The 18,819-nt window shown below is 51.5% G+C and carries 20 protein-coding genes; 8 read left to right on the top strand and 12 right to left on the bottom strand.

The features are described from left to right. Positions 1-80: 80 nt before the first annotated feature. The 3 genes from L2725_RS11870 to L2725_RS11860 all read left to right on the top strand — a co-directional run bounded on the left by L2725_RS11870 (position 81) and on the right by L2725_RS11860 (position 3,004). The gene (locus tag L2725_RS11870; protein ID WP_248936641.1) at positions 81-803 is read left to right on the top strand and encodes a YebC/PmpR family DNA-binding transcriptional regulator; all 723 of its coding nucleotides are present in this window, start codon (positions 81-83) and stop codon (positions 801-803) included. Positions 804-877: 74 nt separating this feature from the next. Beyond that, on the top strand, positions 878-1,357 hold the full coding sequence (locus L2725_RS11865) for an Lrp/AsnC family transcriptional regulator (RefSeq protein WP_249249140.1): 480 nt from the start codon (positions 878-880) through the stop codon (positions 1,355-1,357). A gap of 279 nt (positions 1,358-1,636) precedes the next feature. After that, positions 1,637-3,004, top strand: a complete 1,368-nt coding sequence (locus tag L2725_RS11860) for a sodium-dependent transporter (RefSeq protein WP_249249139.1) — start codon at positions 1,637-1,639, stop codon at positions 3,002-3,004. A gap of 58 nt (positions 3,005-3,062) precedes the next feature. Here L2725_RS11860 and L2725_RS11855 read toward each other — a convergent pair whose 3' ends face one another. Next, positions 3,063-3,488 carry a MarR family winged helix-turn-helix transcriptional regulator gene (locus L2725_RS11855; RefSeq protein WP_249249138.1) on the bottom strand — a complete coding sequence of 142 codons (426 nt, stop codon included), beginning with the start codon at positions 3,486-3,488 and terminating at the stop codon, positions 3,063-3,065. Beyond that, complete coding sequence (dmeF, locus tag L2725_RS11850) at positions 3,485-4,531, bottom strand: CDF family Co(II)/Ni(II) efflux transporter DmeF (RefSeq protein WP_249249137.1); 1,047 nt, start codon at positions 4,529-4,531, stop codon at positions 3,485-3,487. Before dmeF ends, L2725_RS11855 begins: the two co-directional genes overlap by 4 nt. Positions 4,532-4,665: 134 nt before the next feature. On the opposite strand from dmeF, the gene mnmC2 reads away from it, so the two are divergent. After that, positions 4,666-5,355, top strand: a complete 690-nt coding sequence (gene mnmC2, locus L2725_RS11845) for a tRNA (5-methylaminomethyl-2-thiouridine)(34)-methyltransferase MnmC2 (protein ID WP_249249136.1) — start codon at positions 4,666-4,668, stop codon at positions 5,353-5,355. 34 nt (positions 5,356-5,389) lie between these two features. Here mnmC2 and rarD read toward each other — a convergent pair whose 3' ends face one another. Then, entirely contained in the window at positions 5,390-6,277 is an 888-nt protein-coding gene (gene rarD / locus L2725_RS11840; RefSeq protein WP_249249135.1) for an EamA family transporter RarD, read from the bottom strand. Positions 6,278-6,500: 223 nt separating this feature from the next. After that, positions 6,501-7,928: a sensor domain-containing diguanylate cyclase gene (locus L2725_RS11835; protein WP_249249134.1), complete on the bottom strand. Its 1,428-nt coding sequence runs from the start codon at positions 7,926-7,928 to the stop codon at positions 6,501-6,503. A 228-nt stretch (positions 7,929-8,156) separates the two neighbouring features. Here L2725_RS11835 and L2725_RS11830 point away from each other — a divergent pair, with 228 nt between their 5' ends. Continuing rightward, on the top strand, positions 8,157-8,828 hold the full coding sequence (locus tag L2725_RS11830; RefSeq protein ID WP_248936649.1) for a YiaD family glycine zipper/OmpA-like lipoprotein: 672 nt from the start codon (positions 8,157-8,159) through the stop codon (positions 8,826-8,828). A gap of 59 nt (positions 8,829-8,887) precedes the next feature. Here L2725_RS11830 and L2725_RS23325 read toward each other — a convergent pair whose 3' ends face one another. After that, positions 8,888-10,138 (bottom strand): sensor histidine kinase, encoded by a 1,251-nt coding sequence (locus L2725_RS23325; RefSeq protein ID WP_249249133.1) that lies wholly within the window; start codon positions 10,136-10,138, stop codon positions 8,888-8,890. After that, positions 10,135-10,830 carry a response regulator transcription factor gene (locus tag L2725_RS11820; RefSeq protein WP_249249132.1) on the bottom strand — a complete coding sequence of 232 codons (696 nt, stop codon included), beginning with the start codon at positions 10,828-10,830 and terminating at the stop codon, positions 10,135-10,137. The genes L2725_RS23325 and L2725_RS11820 overlap by 4 nt, the downstream gene beginning before the upstream one ends. Before the next feature lie 121 nt (positions 10,831-10,951). On the opposite strand from L2725_RS11820, the gene L2725_RS11815 reads away from it, so the two are divergent. From L2725_RS11815 to L2725_RS11805, 3 genes are read left to right on the top strand one after another with little or no spacing between them, the layout of a single operon-like run. Then, positions 10,952-12,010 carry a glycosyltransferase family 2 protein gene (locus L2725_RS11815; protein WP_249249131.1) on the top strand — a complete coding sequence of 353 codons (1,059 nt, stop codon included), beginning with the start codon at positions 10,952-10,954 and terminating at the stop codon, positions 12,008-12,010. Beyond that, positions 12,010-13,455 carry an ArnT family glycosyltransferase gene (locus L2725_RS11810; RefSeq protein ID WP_249249130.1) on the top strand — a complete coding sequence of 482 codons (1,446 nt, stop codon included), beginning with the start codon at positions 12,010-12,012 and terminating at the stop codon, positions 13,453-13,455. The genes L2725_RS11815 and L2725_RS11810 overlap by 1 nt, the downstream gene beginning before the upstream one ends. Next, entirely contained in the window at positions 13,452-13,871 is a 420-nt protein-coding gene (locus tag L2725_RS11805; protein WP_249249129.1) for a GtrA family protein, read from the top strand. The genes L2725_RS11810 and L2725_RS11805 overlap by 4 nt, the downstream gene beginning before the upstream one ends. 42 nt (positions 13,872-13,913) lie before the next feature. On the opposite strand, the gene mgtE is transcribed toward L2725_RS11805, so the two are convergent. The 6 genes from mgtE to L2725_RS11775 all read right to left on the bottom strand — a co-directional run bounded on the left by mgtE (position 13,914) and on the right by L2725_RS11775 (position 18,819). Continuing rightward, the gene (gene mgtE, locus L2725_RS11800) at positions 13,914-15,287 is read right to left on the bottom strand and encodes a magnesium transporter (protein WP_249249128.1); all 1,374 of its coding nucleotides are present in this window, start codon (positions 15,285-15,287) and stop codon (positions 13,914-13,916) included. Positions 15,288-15,469: 182 nt separating this feature from the next. Beyond that, positions 15,470-15,742 (bottom strand): HPr family phosphocarrier protein, encoded by a 273-nt coding sequence (locus L2725_RS11795; RefSeq protein ID WP_248936656.1) that lies wholly within the window; start codon positions 15,740-15,742, stop codon positions 15,470-15,472. Beyond that, positions 15,732-16,583, bottom strand: coding sequence for an RNase adapter RapZ (rapZ, locus tag L2725_RS11790; RefSeq protein WP_249249127.1), 852 nt, complete (start codon positions 16,581-16,583; stop codon positions 15,732-15,734). Before rapZ ends, L2725_RS11795 begins: the two co-directional genes overlap by 11 nt. Then, the gene (ptsN, locus tag L2725_RS11785) at positions 16,580-17,023 is read right to left on the bottom strand and encodes a PTS IIA-like nitrogen regulatory protein PtsN (protein ID WP_115137194.1); all 444 of its coding nucleotides are present in this window, start codon (positions 17,021-17,023) and stop codon (positions 16,580-16,582) included. The genes rapZ and ptsN overlap by 4 nt, the downstream gene beginning before the upstream one ends. A gap of 2 nt (positions 17,024-17,025) precedes the next feature. After that, positions 17,026-17,313, bottom strand: a complete 288-nt coding sequence (gene hpf / locus L2725_RS11780; protein ID WP_248936658.1) for a ribosome hibernation promoting factor — start codon at positions 17,311-17,313, stop codon at positions 17,026-17,028. 30 nt (positions 17,314-17,343) lie between these two features. Further along, complete coding sequence (locus tag L2725_RS11775; RefSeq protein WP_115137192.1) at positions 17,344-18,819, bottom strand: RNA polymerase factor sigma-54; 1,476 nt, start codon at positions 18,817-18,819, stop codon at positions 17,344-17,346.

Raw genomic sequence — 18,819 nt, 5'->3', positions numbered from 1 at the left:
ATGCAAACTCGCTTTTTCAGGGGGAAAGCTGTTAAAATCAACGCTTCGTTTAGACCTTTGAGAACCAATCCGAGACTAAGATGGGAAGAGCGTATCAAAACCGCAAAGAATCCATGGCCAAGACAGCCGGTCAGAAGACCCGCCTGTACTCACGCTATGGCAAAGAGATCTATGTTTGCGCCAAGAACGGTGGTGTAGAGCCTGATGGTAACCTGGCACTGCGTCGCATGATCGACCGTGCAAAGAAGGACCAGGTACCGGCTCACGTTATTGAGCGTGCCATTGAAAAGGCCAAGGGCGGCGGCGGTGAAGATTACGAAGTAGCCCGTTATGAAGGATTTGGTCCAGGTAACTGCATGGTTATCGTTGACTGTCTGACCGACAACGTAAAGCGTACCTTTACCGAAGTGCGTCAGGCCTTCGTGAAGAACGATGCCAAGCTGGGCGGCCCGGGCACTGTTGCCCACATGTTTGATCATCAGTCTGTATTCGTGTTCAAAGGCGAAGATGATGAGGCCATTCTGGAGCTGCTGATGATGGCAGATGTAGATGTGACCGATGTTGAAGCTGAAGATGGCATGATCTCAGTATTCGCGCCTATTACCGAGTTCAACAATGTGCGCACTGCGCTGACTGAAGAAATGCCTGACATCCACTTTGAAGTGGAAGAGATCAGCTTCGTACCTCAGACCATGACTGAGGTGACAGGTGAAGATGTGGCGACCTTTGATAAGTTTATTGCGGCTTTGGAAGACTGCGACGACGTGCAGAAGGTTTACCATAACGCTGAGATCAACGAGTAAGTCGTTGCTTTAAAACCTGTTGAAAGCCGCCTGCGGGCGGCTTTTCTGTGTCCTGACCCAAGAGATTAACTGCCATGACTATGAGTTCACTGGATAAGACGGATATCGCCATACTGCGTTTACTGCAAACTCAGGGGCGTATAGCCAATCAGGATCTGGCAGCTGCCGTCGGCCTTTCACCTTCCCCCTGTTCCCGCCGGGTTAAAGCGCTGGAAGAGGGAGGATATATTCAAAGTTATGCGGCTATTCTGGCTCCGGCGCACTTTGATTTGAATCTGACCGTGCATATTCAGGTGCGGATGGAGCGTCATACCCAGGAGATCCTGGCGGGATTTGAACACCAGGTGCTGGAGTATCCCGAAGTGTTGGAGTGCAGCCTGTTAACCGGTTCCGAGTCTGATTACCTGCTGAAAGTTATGGTGAAGGATATGGATGCTTATCGAACTTTTTTGCTGGATAAGCTCACCAGTAATGCCCATATTGCCGGTGTGCACTCCAGTTTTGTGCTTAAACAGGTAAAAAGCCACTCGCCGCTGCCCATTCCGGGTCAATAAGGCCTCCCCGGTTGCAGTTGTCGATAATAACGGCAGAGACAGATCGGCTTCACACTTTCTGATCTTGACCAGCTGTTGAAATTATTGCATCCGGGACGCTGCTGATTAAGGTCGGCGCAATAATATTTTGCAGTTAATCTTAAATCCAATCTATCAAATCCAAAATCTAATTTATTTAGCTCTTTATTGCTCAATGAGAGTGGTTGTGAGCAATAAAAATTCGTTGTCATCGATATTCCTGTCGCTATGCTTGCCGCCGTTAAGTATTCGGAGGTTTCTATGGCGCAGGCCAGTTCAGCAGGGCATTTCAGCTCACGTATCGGATTTGTGTTTGCCGCCGCAGGCAGTGCGGTGGGTGTGGGCAGTATCTGGGGGTTCCCAACTCAAATTGCCAATAATGGTGGTGGTGCTTTCCTGCTGGTTTACCTGCTGCTGATGTGTCTGTTGGGTATGCCTATGCTGATGGCCGAGTTGATGATTGGCCGTCATGGTCAGAGTAATCCGGCTGATACCATGGCTGGCCTGGGCAGTAGTGCGGGTTCCCGCAAATTGGGTTGGTTGATTGGTGCTGTGTCGATTGCTACTGCAGGATTGATCCTGACCTTTTACACTCTGTTGTCAGGCTGGTTTGTCAGCTTCTCACTGGCGTCTGCCATCCAGTTACTGCCCGGCATTGCTGCTGACAATGGCCTGGTCAGCTGGCTGACCGACTTTTCTCTGTCCCGTAACCTGGTGTTTACTGCACTCTTTTGTGTGCTGACCTTTGCGGTTATCCGTCAGGGAGTTCAACAGGGCATTGAGAAGTGGTCCAAGCGTTTGATGCCATTATTGGTGGTCATGTTATTGGGTGGAGTGGCTTATGTCATGACTCTGCCTGCGGCATCTGAGGGGCTGCGTTGGTTGTTTGTTCCTGACTTCAGTCAGATCAATGGTCAGGTGTTGATCAGTGCATTGGGCCAGACTTTCTTCTCTCTGAGCGTGGGAACCGGAGCCATGATGGTCTACGCCAGTTATCTGGGCAAAGAGCAGCATATTGGTAAGTTAACTGTGATGGTGACGGGCATGGCGACGGTAATTGCTGTGCTGGCGGCGGCCATGATAGTCCCGGCCATTTCAGTGGCCCAGCATCAGGGCGTCGAGGTATTTGATGCCAGTGGTGCCCTGAAGAATTCAGACACTTTAGTGTTTGATGTACTGCCTTCGCTGTTTGCTTCACTTGGGCCTGTGGTAGGCGCTCTGTTTGGCGCCGCCTTCTTTGGCCTGATGATTATTGCCGGCCTGACCTCAGCCATCTCTATTGCCGAAGTACCGGTCAACTATGTGGTGCAGAAGTGGCACTGGAGCCGTGACCGGGCTGTGGTTCAAATAGGGGGGGCGTTAACCGCCGGTGCTTTGATGTTGGCTGTGGCCTTTGAGTTCTTGTTCAGCCCCATGGTGGTGCTGACGACGCAGATCGCGCAGCCGCTGGTGGCCTTGGGGATTGCGGTTTATCTGGGCTGGATCTGGCGTCGTAAGGCCCTGGTTGAGGATATCCTGGCGCAGCAAGGTGTCACTGAGTATTCAACCGGGTGGAAGCTCTGGATCGCTTATGTTCAGTTTGTATGCCCGCTGCTGATTATCGCCATTGGCTTGTATCAGTTTGCATAACCCGAATATCAGATAAACAAAAAGGACGGCAATGCCGTCCTTTTTGTTTGCTTTACTGTCAGAATGTCCGGTTCATACGCTCGAAAAAGCCCAGCAGCAAGGCTCTTTCTTCTTCGCTGAAGTCAGCAGTCAGCTCAGAGGTCAACGCTTGATGTTGGTCACTGTGTGCCTGAAACAGCTTTTGGCCTTCAGCAGTCAAGCCCACCAGAATAGAACGTCTGTCCTGTGCATTGGGTATGCGCTCAACCAATTGGGCAGCTACCAACTTTTCTATCTGAACTGTCAGCGTGCCTGTGGTCACCCCTATCTTTTCTGCCAGCTCTTTCATGCGCATGGCGCCGTGGAATCCCAGAGCTTCAAGAGTATGCGCATGGGATAGACTGATCCCCTGCTCCCGGACTATGGCGTGTTCCCAGGAGGAGAGCTTTTCATAAAACTCGACGATGGCATGGTTCAGGCCTGACTCTACTTTATCTGAATTCAAAACTTTCCTCCGGGGCATTGTTCTGGCAGGCAGGTATGAGTCTCAACTGTGATATGGGCCAGCCAGGGGAGATCCGCAAGTAAGGCATGGTATTCCTCGCTGCGTTTAGGGTTGTGACTGACTAAAGACAGCATGACCGCATACTTATCGGCATTGACCCGCCAGAGGTGAAGGTCTGTGACCTTATGGTCGTCCAGGCTTTCCAGCCTATGCTGAACTGTCTCTCTGTGGTTTGAGTCCGGATCAGCATCGAGAAGCACTGGGCTGGTTTGCACTATCAGACCCCAGGCCCAGCGGCCGATAATCAGGGCGCCGACAATTCCCATAATGGGGTCGAGCCAGTTGAGGCCGAAGAATTTTGCCAGCAGCAGGGCGGTAATCGCCAGCAAAGAGGTGAGCGCATCGGCCAGTACATGCATGTAGGCTGCTCTGAGATTATGGTCATGGCTCTTCTCTTCAGAATGGCTGTGGTCGTGCCCGTGACTGCATTCATGCTTATGGCTGTGGTCGTGCCCGTGACTGCATTCATGCTTATGGCTGTGGGAGTGAGAATGGCCGTGACTATGACCATGGTCATGGTGGTGATGGTCTTTCAGCAGCATGGCGCTGACCAGGTTGACCGCAAGACCGATAATGGCTACCAGAATCGACTGGTTGTAGCCAATATCTGCCGGGTTAATCAGGCGGCCAATTGATTCGACCGCCATAAGCAAAGCGACCAGCCCCAGGGCGATGGCGCTGGTAAATCCCCCCAGCACACTGACCTTGCCTGTGCCGAAACTGAACGCGGGGTTATCGGCGTGCTTACGGGCGTAGTGATAGGTAAACAGGGTCAGCAGAAATGCCGCGGCATGGGTTCCCATATGCCAGCCATCGGCCAGCAACGCCATGGAGCCATAGACAGTACCGGCAACAATTTCAGCCACCATGGTGACAAGGGTCAGCAGCAGAACGATTTTGGTGTTCCGCTCTCCACTGTGGTTGAGGGCAGAAAAATTATGGGCATGCTGCCATCTGTCTATGGGATGGGGAGACTGACTCATAACGACTCCAATTTAATTTGATTCTCAAACTATTTGTTTTTCAAATTATTCGTATTTCTAAATAAAATCGCAAGCGATAATGCTGTTTTTTTGTATAATTCCGACCGCGAAGTAGATTCAAGAGTATCCAAATCATGAAGCATGTTGAGTTGCAGCTGACGGCAGATGGCTCCCACACCCTGTTTAATGCCGAGATCAATGAAACCTACCATAACCCTAAAGGTGCAATCGCCGAGGCAAGGTACATCTTTATCCACGCCGGGATGGATGCCATGTTGGAGCGAACCAACAGCCTGTCGATACTGGAAGTGGGTTTTGGTACCGGACTCAATGCCTTGCTGACCATGTTGCGCTTCAGGGAGTTCTTCAAGCTGCAGCATGTGCGTATCCGCTATGTCACCATAGAGCCCTATCCCCTGAGCCGGGAAATGATTGAGTCATTGAACTATAAGTCTCTGTTGCCAGAAGGGTCAGCCGAACGCTTTTTTGATGCCTTGCATGACGCTCCCTGGGATACAGATGTCGAAGTGCTGCCCTGGTTTGTATTGCACAAGAAAACGGGCAAGTTAGAGGATTATCAGGCAGCCGAAAACTCAGTTAATTTGATCTATTTCGATGCTTTTGCGCCCAGTAAACAGGCTGAAGTGTGGGCTCGGGACAATTTGCAAAAGTGCTATCAGTTGCTGCAAACCGATGGCATGCTGGTGTCTTATTGTGCCAGTGGCCAATTCAAGCGTGACCTGAAGGCGGTGGGCTTTAGCGCAACCCCTTATCCCGGTGCGCTGGGAACGCGGGAGATGACCCGGGCCTTTAAAAAACAGTAGTAAAAAGCCGGATTGAATCCGGCTTTTTCAGTTTTCAGTGCATGGCTTTGCGACGCTTGTACCAGGGCAGAGCCTCGAGGGTACAGATAAGCAAACCGGCCCAGATCAGAGAGAAGCTGACCAGCTTGATCTCATCAAAGGCTTCGCCGAACAGCAACACTGCGAGCAGGAACTGCACGCTGGGCTCGATATACTGCATCAGGCCGATATTGGTCAGGGTTGTGCGCATAATCGCCATGGCGAAAAACACCAGAGGTGCCAAAGTCACAGGGGCTGCACCTATATAGAGGGCGATATTCTGCCAGCTTGAACCCGACTGGCTTTGACCCGTGGCAAACAGGTAGATCAAGTAGGCCAGTGCCAAAGGTGCCAGCCACATGGCTTCAATGGTTACCGAAGTCAGCGCATCGAAACGGATAAACTTCTTGGCCAGACCGTACAGGGCGAAGAAACTCCCCATTAGCAGTGCCAACACTGGCAGCTCACCGTAGGAAACCACCTGATAAACAATGCCTGACAGACCCAGCAACACAGCAATGGCCTGACCATGTGTCAGTATGTCTTTTAGGAACAGCACGCCCAGCGCGATGGCAAACAGAGGGTTGATAAAGAACCCCAGACTGGCCGCCAGTACCTGACCATGGGTCAGGGCTATGGTAAACGCGCACCAGGAAACACACATGATACAGCTGGCCAGTAATGCCATGATCATGGAACGTTTGTCTGCCAATACCGCTTGCCAGTTCAGCTTACGCCCCAGCAGCGCCAGAATAATCAGCATAACCGGGACAGAGAACAGGAGTCTGTATGCCAGCAGCTCATAGATATCTGCCCCCGGCAGATACTGGTAATACAAAGGCAGTATCCCCCACAGCAAAAATGAGAATGCCGCAAGCAGATTGCCCTTAGTTTGGGTCTTCATATTCGGAATAACAGGAAAATAGGGAGAGTGATAAATTATCCCACTCTTGCGTTCCGGTAAGAAGCACAATAGTCATCAATCCCTGTGATCGGGATCGTGATTTGAGTGAAATTTATACGCAGACCAATCCACCCTCTAAGCGTCTGGCTCAGGAAGATTAGCATGGTCGAGCTAAAGTCTATCGTCCCGAGCAAACGTCTATCGGCGGCGACAGGGAAGGTCGTCAGCTGCCCTGGGTGCGGGGCAGACCGCGCTGCACTGTGACACAGTTGCGGCCCTGATCCTTGGACTGGTACAACATATGATCCGCTTCGTTGAGTATCTGCTCCAGTTTTTGGTGTCTGGGGTTGAGCCCGGCAACACCTATGCTGACCGTGACAGTCAATATGCCGTGATCTGTAGTGACATTAATCGCTTCGGTATTGGCCCTTAGCCGTTCTGCTATCTGACCGGCTTGTTCCAGGGTGGCGTCCGGCAGAGCCAGCATAAATTCTTCGCCGCCAAAACGCCCGAGTATGTCACAGGGCCTGAGTTGAGCGGAGACAGACTCGACAAACCGCGATAACACCATATCTCCTGTCCCATGGCCATAGGTGTCATTGACCCGCTTGAAGTAATCCAGGTCCATCGCCAACACGGCAAAAGGCTGTTTGTGCTGTATGGCGTGCTCCAGCGCCTCCTGGGTTTTCTCAGAAAAGGCACGACGATTATTGGTGCCCGTGAGGGGATCTGTCTGGGCCTGCTCCCTGAGTTGCTGCTCCAGTGCCTTGCGTTCACTGATATCGTTGAAGACCTGGGTGACCATGGTTTGTCCGTCCAGGGTAATGGTATTGAATGCCATCTCTGCGGCGAAGACATCACTGGCATCAGGACACAGATGTACATCCATTCTGCCGGGTTGGGGCGTACTTTGGCTCAGTTGTTCATCAATATGATCCAGGTATTCACCCCTGTGGCTTTCTTCAACGAATCGTATTGGCTCCTGCCCGATTAACTCTGTCAGGCTTTGTCCAAGCCGTTCGATGGCATAGTCATTTATCATCACCAGCTGGTGGGCTTCGTCGGTAATCAAAATGCCGACTGGGGCTGAGTTCATCAGTTCCTGAAGCTGCTTATTGGCTTTCTTGGACTCCGCCAGTGCAGTGTTGTTCATTTGAGAGACCAGCTTATCCATGGTGATATCTTTGATCGCCACCATGACCTCGCTCTCGTCCAGGGGGTAGAACCTGGCTTCCAGATACAGCTCTTTGGTACGGGTTTTTAGCAGCAGTTCGCGGCGGCTACTGTAGTTTTGTGCTCTGACCTGATCCAAAGTAGAGGTAAACAGATGCAGGCTCTGCCCCAACTTCATGGCACTGATCTCCTCCCCAATAAGGCGGTCCGAAAAGACCCGCGACAGGGATTTCCCCACCCGGATATCGCGTATCTGGTTTAATCCATCGAGCCAGATACAGGTGTCTGCCACCACGTCGGTCAGCACATTCAGTGACATCTCTTTGCTGTGCAGCATGGCCTGACACTCAGCAAGCTGCTGTTGCAGCCTGTCCAACTGTTGGTAGCTTTGCTCTACATAAGGTTGCAGGGGATTGATTTCACGAGGTAAGCCATTGGGAAATACCTGCGCCAGTTGTTGTTCGAGTAATTTATGCATCCTTGGAAACCGTGTTCAGCTTATTGTCAGCTTGATTGGATCAAAATCCTCATCAAATCAGAATATTGACTGCTCGCTTTGGGATGCATAACGCTCCCGGAAGTTGGAGTAATCTGTTTAAGTGTAGTCAATGACAGACGAACGCTTGCCACTGTGTTGGGATATCCGCTATTGTCGTCGGCCTCCGGTGTTGCCGGATGTCACTTTTTTATTTGAGAGGTTAGGTTTATGAAGTTGAAACAAGCCGCATTAATGCTGGTATTGCCTGTAACTGTCAGTTTGGTGACTGGCTGTCAGACAACCAATCCCTATACCAATGAGCAGCAAACAGCCAAGTCGACTAATGGGGCATTAATTGGTGCCATTGCCGGGGCCGCAATTGGTGTAGCCTCATCAAGTAAAAGTGACAGAGGTAAGGGCGCTTTGATCGGTGCTGCGTCAGGTGCTGCTCTGGGGGGCGGTATCGGCTATTACATGGATGTGCAGGAAGCCAAGTTGCGTGAGCAGTTGCAGGCAACCGGTGTGAGTGTGACCCGTGATGGTAACAACATCATTTTGAATATGCCCAATGAAGTGACTTTTGGTGTGGATCAGAGCCACCTGAGCACGCCAGCAAAGCAGGTACTCAACTCAGTTGGTCTGGTGGCCAAAGAGTATCCAAAGACACGCTTGAACATTCTGGGTTATACCGATAGCACAGGTTCTGAATCCTATAATCTGCGCCTGTCTCAGGTGCGTGCGGCCGAAGTAAGCAACTACCTGGCTCAGAATGGTGTTCAGGTAAACCGTTTGAGTGCATCAGGTATGGGTGAAGCCAACCCTATTGCTTCAAACGGCACAAAAGAGGGCCGTGCCCAGAACCGTCGGGTTGAGATTATTCTGACGCCAATTCAGGGCTAACCCTCAGGAATTTAAATAAAAAGCGCCCAGTCAGGGCGCTTTTTTCTGCTCTATTCAAACTATTTGAAGCTCAACACAGCTTCTGAACCCGCCCCGGACTGGGATATCAGCTCAAATTGCCAGCCATATCTGTGACAAAGACTGTCCACAATCAGTAGTCCGAGACCGTGTCCGGATTGGTTATCTTCATGTTTGTCGGGGTTGGAGCCGGGGTCCTGCACTCTTATCTCGCCTTTGGAGATCCGGATCTGGATCTCCCCCTGCTCAGAGGCATTGATGGCATTGTTGAGCAGGTTATTCAGCAGAATCCTTAATACTGCCGGTTCGGGAGTCACCTTTATCGGCTCAGGAAAATCCAGCTTCATGGTTAATTGGCGGGTTTCCGCTCTGGCCTGCAATGGCTCCATAATCTGTTGCACTTCATCCGCGACCAACTCACGGACATTGGTTTTTTGCAGTTTCTCGTGTTTTACCAGGCTCAACAGTGCATCAATCATATTTTGCATATCGTCCGCACTGCGCTTAATTCTGTGTCGCTGCTTTTGTTGAAATACTTCATCCTGATTGCATTCAAGCAGCTTAACCGCGCCCTGAATGACAGTGAGTGGGGTGCGCAGTTCATGACTGGCATAGCGGGCAAAAGCCTGCTCCTGCTTGAGCAGTTTTTGGTTGGCTTCGCGGTAATGATTGATGCTGTCCGCCAGCAATTGAAACTCCATCACCGCGCCCGGTGGGACTTTAAACTCCTGCTCTTTGCCCATTTTCAGCTGATTACTGAGTTGGAATACAGGTTGGATAAGGCGTTTGGACAGGCGGAAAATACCGAATATCTGCAGTGCGATAGTCAGCGCAATAACGGCCAGTAAAAAAGCGAGCAGCTTATGCCACTCCTGCCGGGTCAGCTCGACCGGGTCTGCTTTTTTGGTCAGGTAGAGTTGATGGATATGACCCTTGTACTCAAACTCACTGCGCGTAAAGAAGATTTCCGGGTCGTCGATATCAATAAGCTCACCGACAAAGCCAAGAGGATAGCCAATGATCAGACTGTACTCAGGCGGAACCTGCATACTGTCCACATAGGCGATGGAATCAGGGCCAAAGCTCAGCGGAAACTTCGCTCCCTGGCGATATTGCTCTATGACATAGGGCTCCATCGCCTTGAGGTTGCGCAGGTTGATCTCGTCTTCCAGCCAAAAGTTAAGGGCAACGATCAGCCAGCCGGTCAAAAAACCAACTAACATTGCCACGCTGGTGAAATAGATAATCAGCTTTAGCGTCAGAGTTTGTGCGCTGGAGTTAAGCCGCTTCACTGGGAGCTATCCTCTTGTGTCTGGAGTCTGAAGCCCTGTTTGGGCACTGTCACCAACATGGGATAGGCGAAGGGTTTATCCAATTGATTTCTCAGCTGATACATATGGCTTCTCAAAATATCCTTATCAGGCGCAGCCTCACCCCACAGGGAATCTATCAGATGTTCGCGCCGAACCATCGCCGGGTGTTGACGCATCAGCAGCTCCAGTATCTGATAACAGGTAGGGGTTAACACCAGTCGTTGCCCATTTCTTCTGACCTGATGACGGCGGGGATCCAATTCCAGCTCGCCAATTTGAATGGTTTGCGCTGCCGTTGTGCCACGGGCACGTCGTAACATGGCGTTTAACCTGGCTTCCAGTTCATCAAAGTCGAAGGGCTTGCTCAGATAATCATCCGTGCCGGATTTAAAGCCCTCCAGCAACTCCTGTTTGCCGTCCAGTGCGGTCAGCATCAGCACCGGGGTCGCGATTCCTGACTCCCTCAGTTGGCGGCACACGCTGAGGCCATCCAGCTTTGGCAACATAAGGTCCAGAATTATCAGGTCAAATTCTCCACTGCTTGCCAGTTTCAGCCCCAACAAACCATTGGCGGCGAAGTCCACTTCCGCTCCTTTAGCTTCAAGAAAGTCGCCGAGTATACCTGCCACATCATGATTATCTTCAACGACCAGGATTCGGGATTGCTGCATTGATTACTCCACTGAATGAAGCCGGATTTTAGCGCCGGAAATGTGAAAGAAATGTCGCTGACATTTCATCGACACCCGCTGGTTATGGTAGGTGAAAAAACAATGGCAAGGAAACTAAACCATGACCAAATCCTCATCTCAATTTGGCATCGCAAAGCAGGGTGTTTGCCTGTCAGTGCTGGTGCCTATGTATAACGAAGCTGCCATGGTGCAGCCCCTGTTCGAACGTTTATTGCCGGTACTGCTGGGGCTGCGGGAGCGGTGCGAAATCGTGGTAGTGGATGATGGCAGTCAGGACAACACCTGGGATGAACTGCGGGCCGCTACCGCCAGCCAGCTCGAATTGAGATGCGTCCGGTTGAGCCGCAATTTTGGTAAAGAGGCCGCCATGAGTGCGGGGCTTAAATATTGCCGGGGTTTGGCGGTCATTATTCTGGATGCGGATCTACAGGATCCTCCTGAGCTGATCCCGGATATGCTGGATGCCTGGCGAGAAGGTTATGACGTGGTCAATATGCGCCGCAGTAAACGCCTGGGTGAAACCTGGTTTAAACGTTTTTCAGCACACTGCTTTTACCGGGTGATCAACTGGGTAGCCGATGCTGAGATCCCGGAAAATGTCGGGGACTTCAGGTTGCTCAGCAGACAGGTGGTGGACAGCATCAACAGTTTGCCGGAGCGAAATCGATTTATGAAGGGGCTGTTCAGCTGGCCGGGCTTTAAGCAGACCTGTATCGAATTTGAACGGGACCCAAGACACACGGGCGACAGTAAATGGCCGTGGCGCAAGCTGTTCGGGCTGGCAATGGATGGCATCACCTCATTCAGTTTCAAGCCTCTGCGCTTTGCGACCTGGTGTGGTTTGCTGACGGCGCTGGCGGCATTTGGATACGGCGGATGGGTGGTGCTTAAGACCCTGGTTATGGGGGAGGTTGTTGCCGGTTATCCCTCGCTGATGGTGGTTCAGCTGGCGCTGGCGGGCATTCAGCTGCTGTCCCTGGGATTGATTGGTGAGTATCTGGGGAGAGTGTTTGTCGAAGTTAAGCAAAGACCCCTGTATCTCATCGGTGAAGTGAGTGATACCGGTATGCATCACTCAAGGGAGAGCCACCCTGGTGAAGCAGAAGCCGAATCTCTGCCGCAGGCCAACTCAATAGCCAGACTGGAGATAGTAAAGTGATGTTGAAATCTGCTGTCTCCCGCATCTGGTGGTGCATTGCTTTACTGCTTGTAATTCGTTTGGTGTCTCTTGGCGCCTATCCTCTGATGGACACTACGGAGGCCAGGTATGGCGAAATGGCGCGGCTGATGTTGGATACCGGCAACTGGCTGACGCCGCAGTTTGATATTGGAGTGCCTTTCTGGGGCAAGCCTCCAATGTTTGTGTGGATGAGCGCTGCGGCCAGCGCGGTGCTGGGTGTTGGCGAGTTTGCACTGCGTTTACCGCATTTTCTGGCCGGTGTGGGAGTGTTGGGCTGCATTTACTGGCTGGCTGGTCAACTGAGTATTCGTCGGGAGCTAAGCCTACTGGTATTGGCGTCGACCGTGGTTTTTATTGTCTCAGCGGGCGCCATCATGACGGATATGGCTCTGACCTTTGGTCTGACACTGGCCATGCTGGGGTTTATCTCGGCCTGGCAGGCGAACGAAACTTCTCAGGAATCATCTCAAGCCAAAGGCAAGCTTTTTGGGTATCTGGGGTTTGTTGGATTAGCCATAGGTTTGCTGTCCAAGGGCCCATTGATACTGGTACTGATGGGAATTAGCGTGGTGCTGTTTCTAGTTTGGCAGTATGGCCCGATTTCCGGGTGGCAAAGACTTTGGCGTAATGTTCCCTGGTTTTCCGGTTTGCTGCTGATGCTGGCTATTGCTCTGCCCTGGTATTGGATGGCAGAGCAGGCGACACCGGGGTTTATCAATTACTTTATTGTTGGTGAACACTTCCTCAGGTTTGTTGATGGGGGCTGGCAGGGTGACTTGTATGGCTCAGCCCATGAAGAGGTTCGCGGTACTATCTGGCTGTTTTTCGTGATTGCCGCTATGCCCGGGAGCTTGGTACTACCTATGGCCTTGTGGCGTCTGTGGCAGGTTGAAGGAAGGCGGTTTAGCTGGCAGTCAAAAGTTCTTATCTGCTGGATGTTATCGCCATTGCTGCTGTTTACCCTGGCGGGCAACATCCTGCCTGCTTATGTACTCCCGGGTATTCCCGCCATGGCGCTGCTCATTGCCAGAGGCATGGCAGAGGAGTTTGAACTGTGGGCTAAGCGCCTGGCTCTGGGAGTATGTTTACTCCTGGTCGGCGCGGTTGCTGTGGTCAAACTGCAGACAGCCAAAGATAAAAGTGAAAAATGGCTGCTGGCTCAACGAGAGCAGCCTTTGCCGACTTTCTATTGGCAGTCAGAACCGTTCTCGTCACGTTTTTACACCTCAGGTCAGGCCCAGTTACTGACCTCTGACGACCAGCTCAGAGCACTGTTTGCCAAACCAGGAACGGACAATACAGATGACTGGTACCTTGTCGCAGACAAGCAGGTGCTTGCGACGACTGAGTTGTTCCAGAGCTGCGATTTCGAAGCGGAGAATCGCAAGCGTGTACTTATGTTGTGTCAGAGGGAAGGAACGTGAAGTTGCCTGCTGAATTTGTCCGTTTTGTGCTGGTTGGTGGCCTTGTTTTTTGTCTGGATATGCTGATTTGCCTGCTACTTTGGCAAGTACTGGGATGGTCGGTTGTGGCTGCGAGAGTGGCGGCGTTTGCACTGGCGGCTTTGGCGCAGTGGACTGGCCATCGTTGGTTCAGCTTCAGAGACAGGAGGCAACAAAGTCGGGGAGCGCAGTTGCTGCAAAGCCTATTACTGGCGAGCAGTGCGGCTTTGGTTAATCTCGGTCTGTTCAGCCTGCTGATGATGTTGTTGCCAGATGGGTTGCTCTATTGGGCATTGTCTATGGCGATTGGCGTGTTGGCCGGCATGCTGCTCAATTGGGTGGGCGCTAACAGCTGGGTGTTTGCAAGGGTTGAAGCCGATACTGGCTGTGTGCGATAAAAATGGAAACGGCAGCTCAGGGCTGCCGTTTTATTTTCACGACTACATTGCGTGGTTCATTAAGAATAAGGTTGCCAGTCCCAGGAAGGCAAACAGACCAATAACGTCTGTGACTGTGGTCAGTACCATGCCTCCGGCGAGAGCGGGATCGATATTAAAGCGTTTGAGGATGAGAGGGATGCTGGCACCGGCAAGGCCTGCGATCGTCATATTGATTAGCATGGCACCACCAATCAAACCGCCCAGCGCCATATCTCCCTTCCAGGCCCAGACAGCCAGAAATACCAGGATTGACCACATCACCCCATTGAGGAAACCAATGGCCAGCTCTTTGCCGATAAGCCAGCGGGAGTTACTTTGGCCCACATGACCCAGAGCGATACCGCGAATTACCAGAGCCAGTGTCTGGTTACCGGCGACGCCACCCATGCTGGGCACTATCGTCATCAGTACGGCAATGGTGGCAAACTTTTCCAGCGTGCCTTCAAACATATTACTGACCGATGCGGCCAGCAGTGCAGCAAACAGGTTGATAGTTAGCCAGACGGAGCGGCGCAGGGTACTTTTGACCACAGGGCCAAAGGTGTCTTCGTCATCATCCATACCCGCCATACCCATCATTGAATGTTCGGCATCTTCACGAATAACGTCTACCACGTCATCAATGGTGATACGGCCAAGCAGTTTACCCTCTTCATCCACCACGGGGGCGGATACCCAGTCGTGGCGCTCGAACAGTTGAGACACTTCGGTATCTGACATGGAGACCGGGATACCTTCCAGCTCGGCATCCATAATTTCACGTACCGATGCATTGGGGTTGCAGGTCAGCAGATCGGTAATACGAATACCGCCCAGCAGGTGGTCACGCTTGTCGACAACATAGAGAGTATCAGTCGCCTCGGGCAGTTCACCCCTTAGTCTGAGGTAGCGCAGGATCACATCGATATTGACGTCTGGCCTCAGAGTAACGGTATCCGTATTCATGATACCGCCGGCGGTCTCCTCGGGGTAAGACAGTGCCTGTTCAACCCTGGACCTGTCCTGGGCACTCATGGATTGCAGTACCTGGCGGAACATGGCATCAGGCAGACTTCGCAGAATATAGGCCAGGTCGTCTGTGTCCATGCCCGCAGTGGCTTTGGCTAAACGCTCGGGGGTCATCAGACGGATCAGGTGGTCTTTCATATCCTCAGGCAGTTCTTCGAGGATCTCACCGGCCTGCTCCTGATCAATAAGCTGCCACAGGATCTGACGGGTCTGCGGGGGCGATGACTCCAGCACGTGGGCGATATCAGACGCTGCCATGTCGTGCAGCATATTACGTACGTGCACAAACATACCGCTGCCAAGAGCGTGATTGAGCTGATTAAGACGCTGTTCGGTCAGATCATTATCCAGAACTTCGATCGGCATGTGATTCCCCCTGATACCGATTCCTTTGACAGAGATTTTTTCTGGTCTGGCAGAAGCCAGCCATGGGCCGGGAGCCCGGAAAGGCTATGCATAATAGCTCAGATGTTGAAATTATACAGAAAAAATCGCTGTGTCAGGCTTATCTGACAGCTGAGGTTCAGCTTGAGAGCTTGGTTGGAGGGTTATTTATCTTCTTCAAATCTGGCATTAATCAAGGCGCAGATAGCATCCAGTGCGGCTTCGGCATCATCCCCTTCAGCGCTGAGTGAGATAGTTTTGCCTTTGCCTGATTCCAGCATCAGCAGACCAAGAACACTGGCAGCACTTGCGGATTTCTCGCCATTTGAAAGGGTGACACTGGCATCAAACTGGTTCGCCAGAATTGCTAACTTGGTGGCAGCTCTGGCGTGTAATCCCAGTTTATTGCAGATGGTGACCTGACGCTCAAGCTTCATCTTGAGCCAGTTCTCTGTGACGAATTTTCACTGTGTGGTGACTTTGGCTTAAGCGTTTGGCCAGCTGTTCGGCAATAAACACTGATCTATGCTGACCGCCGGTACAGCCGATGGCTATGGTCAGATAGCTGCGATTGTTACGCTCCAAATGAGGCAACCAGGTCTCCAGCAGGTTTTCAATCTGCCAGATAAATTTGTTTACCAGAGTCTGGCGATTCAGGAAGTCCTGCACCGGCTGATCCAGGCCGGTCAGGGGGCGCAGGTCTGGTTCCCAGTGTGGGTTTGGCAGGAAGCGAACATCAAACATAAAATCCGCTTCGGTAGGCATACCATGCTTGAAACCGAAAGACTCGAAGGTGATAACCAACTCTTTCTCAACGTGTCCCATCAGAATCTGTCTGACTTTATCACTCAGGTCATAAACATTCAGGGAGGAGGTGTCTATAAAGTGGTCCATCATCTTGGACAGGGGCATCAGCAACTGACCTTCCAGTTTAATCGCTTCCTGCAAAGAGGAGTGATTGCGTGAAAGTGGGTGTAGACGCCGGGTTTCGCTGTAGCGCTTCAGCAGGATTTCATCGGTTGAGTGCAGATAAAAGCTGGTAATTTCAGTGTCTTTCAGCGAGGCAAGCTGCTGCTCCAGTATCTTGTCCTGATCTTTCAGGTTACGAACATCGACACTGATGGCGACTTGATCTGTGGTGCTTTGCAGCTGCTCAAGCAAAGTGGCAATCATGGACAGTGGCAGATTATCGACACAGTAGTAGCCGAGATCTTCCAGTGCCCTGAGGGCGACAGATTTTCCTGAGCCACTGCGGCCCGATACGATAACCAGTTTCATGCTGTGATAACCCGAAAGAGTTCTGCGTCGTCCTGTGCTTTACGCAGCTGTTTGACGATCTGTTTGTCACTGAGTTTTTCCGCCATGGCAGACAGAGTCGCCAAATGCTCCTGACACTGCTCCGACGGTACCAATAGCGCAAACAGCAGGTCTACTGGCTGATTATCTATGGCATCGAAGGGAACAGGCTCTGTGCATTTAACCAGAACTGCTATGGGGTGCTCTATACTGGAAAGTCTGCCATGGGGGATGGCAATACCGTTTCCGATTCCTGTGCTGCCTACTTTCTCTCTGGCCAGCAAGCTTTCAAAAACTTCCTGTGAGGAAAGGGTAGGGTACTGAGCGGCAATCAGGTTACTTACCAGCTCGAGTACCTTTTTTTTACTGCCCGGAGTGGCACAGGATGCGCACTCCGGCTGCAGGATGGTACGAAGTTCCATCGTTAGTGTTTTGTCAGCTTCTCTTTGTGTTTAATCACCTGACGATCAAGTTTATCGATCAGGGCGTCTATGGCGGCATACATATCGCTATGTTCAGAAGTTGCAAAGACTTCGCCGCCATTTAAATTCAGTTTTGCTTCTGCAATTTGCTGCAGTTTTTCAACGTTCAGTACAACGTGCACATTATTGATCTGTTCAAAATGGCGTTCAAGCTTGGTGAATTTGTTCTCAACATATTCACGCAATGAATCGGTGATCTCGATATGGTGTCCAGTCAGGTTGATTTGCATAGATAGCTACCTCCTTTGTTCCGGGTAGGGTTATAAACTCTTACGCTGGTTGGAAGGCGGAATCAGCATCGCTTCTCGATATTTTGCGATAGTCCGTCTGGCAACGTTTATTCCCTGTTCTGCCAGAAGCTGGGCCATTTTGCTGTCGCTTAACGGCTTCTTCTGGTTTTCTGCCGCCACCAGTTTCTTGATAAAGGCGCGGATGGCAGTGGACGAGCATTCTCCTCCATCTTCAGTACCGACATGACTGGAGAAGAAGTACTTCAATTCGAAAATCCCTCTTGGGGTATGCATGTATTTTTGGGTGGTCACCCTGGAAATTGTCGATTCATGCATTTCGACAGCTTCGGCGATATCGTTGAGTACCATAGGTTTCATGGCCTCTTCACCGAATTCAAAAAAGCCCTGTTGGAACTGTACAATACAATTGGCCACTTTCAACAGTGTATCGTTGCGGCTCTCCAGGCTTTTAATAAACCATTTTGCTTCCTGCAGGTGGCCACGAATAAACTGGCTGTCCGACTGGTTGCGGGTGCTGCGGGCCATGGCGGCATAATGCTGGTTTACATTCAGCTTGGGCATGCAGTCCGGGTTGAGCTCCACCACCCAGCGGCCACTCTTTTTAGCGACTGAGACATCGGGAATAACGTACTCGTCATTCTCGCGGCTAACCAGCAATCCAGGTCTCGGATTCAATGTCTGGATAAGGTTGATCGCCTCTCTCAGGTCATCTTCCTTTAGTCGGGTTTTGCGCATCAGGGTACGGAAATCCCGATTGGCGATAAGCTCCAGATGCTCTTTAATCAGCAGGCGGGCATTGTCGATATGGGGTGTGTCGGGTGCGAAGTGATGCAACTGTATCAGCAGGCACTCGCTCAGATCCCGCGCGGCCACACCAATAGGATCGAAGTGCTGAATACGTTTGAGTACGGCTTCAACTTCATCCAGCTCAATTTCGTCATCCCCCAGAGCTTCCAGTACCTCTTCGGTGCTTTGTGTCAGATAGCCGCGTTCATCGATAGCTTCGATAATGGCCGTGGCGATGGCGTAATCATTTTCAGAGAATGGGGTAAGGTTCTTTTGCCATTCCAGATGCTCGTACAGGCCTTCGCTGGTTTCTCCCTGGAAAGGCATATCATCATCGCGCATGGCGGGACCTGAGGAGACCGGCGCTGCGGTAAAGACCTCATCCCAGGTGGTATCCATGGGCAGGTCTTCCGGCATGGATTCCTGAGTGACGGCATCGGAGGTTTCAACGCTGGAGCTGTCCTGCGCTGTGGCTGAGTAATCTTCCTGGTCGAATTCGGCGGTGTTGTCTGTAGGGTTATCCTCTGACTCGGAGTCGTACTGCTCCTCGTCCATCTCCAGTAGCGGATTGGATTCCAGTGCCTGCTGGATCTCCTGTTGGAGTTCCAGTGATGACAACTGCAACAGACGAATCGCCTGCTGCAGCTGAGGCGTCATAGTTAACTGCTGACCCAGTTTAAGCTGGAGTGACGCTTTCAT

Origin of the sequence: Shewanella corallii (genome assembly GCF_023349125.1) — a bacterium.
GTDB lineage: Bacteria > Pseudomonadota > Gammaproteobacteria > Enterobacterales > Shewanellaceae > Shewanella > Shewanella corallii.
Note: the sequence above shows the minus strand (reverse complement) of the source record. Positions and strands in the feature narration are given on the sequence as shown.

What these genes read in the sequence shown, in the direction of transcription:
- L2725_RS11870 (WP_248936641.1), top strand. Translation starts at nt 81, where the DNA reads ATGGGAAGAGCGTATCAAAACCGCAAAGAATCCATGGCCAAGACAGCC.
- L2725_RS11865 (WP_249249140.1), top strand. Translation starts at nt 878, where the DNA reads ATGACTATGAGTTCACTGGATAAGACGGATATCGCCATACTGCGTTTA.
- L2725_RS11860 (WP_249249139.1), top strand. Translation starts at nt 1,637, where the DNA reads ATGGCGCAGGCCAGTTCAGCAGGGCATTTCAGCTCACGTATCGGATTT.
- dmeF (WP_249249137.1), bottom strand. Translation starts at nt 4,531, where the DNA reads ATGAGTCAGTCTCCCCATCCCATAGACAGATGGCAGCATGCCCATAAT.
- mnmC2 (WP_249249136.1), top strand. Translation starts at nt 4,666, where the DNA reads ATGAAGCATGTTGAGTTGCAGCTGACGGCAGATGGCTCCCACACCCTG.
- rarD (WP_249249135.1), bottom strand. Translation starts at nt 6,277, where the DNA reads ATGAAGACCCAAACTAAGGGCAATCTGCTTGCGGCATTCTCATTTTTG.
- L2725_RS11835 (WP_249249134.1), bottom strand. Translation starts at nt 7,928, where the DNA reads ATGCATAAATTACTCGAACAACAACTGGCGCAGGTATTTCCCAATGGC.
- L2725_RS11830 (WP_248936649.1), top strand. Translation starts at nt 8,157, where the DNA reads ATGAAGTTGAAACAAGCCGCATTAATGCTGGTATTGCCTGTAACTGTC.
- L2725_RS11820 (WP_249249132.1), bottom strand. Translation starts at nt 10,830, where the DNA reads ATGCAGCAATCCCGAATCCTGGTCGTTGAAGATAATCATGATGTGGCA.
- L2725_RS11815 (WP_249249131.1), top strand. Translation starts at nt 10,952, where the DNA reads ATGACCAAATCCTCATCTCAATTTGGCATCGCAAAGCAGGGTGTTTGC.
- L2725_RS11810 (WP_249249130.1), top strand. Translation starts at nt 12,010, where the DNA reads ATGTTGAAATCTGCTGTCTCCCGCATCTGGTGGTGCATTGCTTTACTG.
- mgtE (WP_249249128.1), bottom strand. Translation starts at nt 15,287, where the DNA reads ATGCCGATCGAAGTTCTGGATAATGATCTGACCGAACAGCGTCTTAAT.
- L2725_RS11795 (WP_248936656.1), bottom strand. Translation starts at nt 15,742, where the DNA reads ATGAAGCTTGAGCGTCAGGTCACCATCTGCAATAAACTGGGATTACAC.
- rapZ (WP_249249127.1), bottom strand. Translation starts at nt 16,583, where the DNA reads ATGAAACTGGTTATCGTATCGGGCCGCAGTGGCTCAGGAAAATCTGTC.
- ptsN (WP_115137194.1), bottom strand. Translation starts at nt 17,023, where the DNA reads ATGGAACTTCGTACCATCCTGCAGCCGGAGTGCGCATCCTGTGCCACT.
- hpf (WP_248936658.1), bottom strand. Translation starts at nt 17,313, where the DNA reads ATGCAAATCAACCTGACTGGACACCATATCGAGATCACCGATTCATTG.
- L2725_RS11775 (WP_115137192.1), bottom strand. Translation starts at nt 18,819, where the DNA reads ATGAAAGCGTCACTCCAGCTTAAACTGGGTCAGCAGTTAACTATGACG.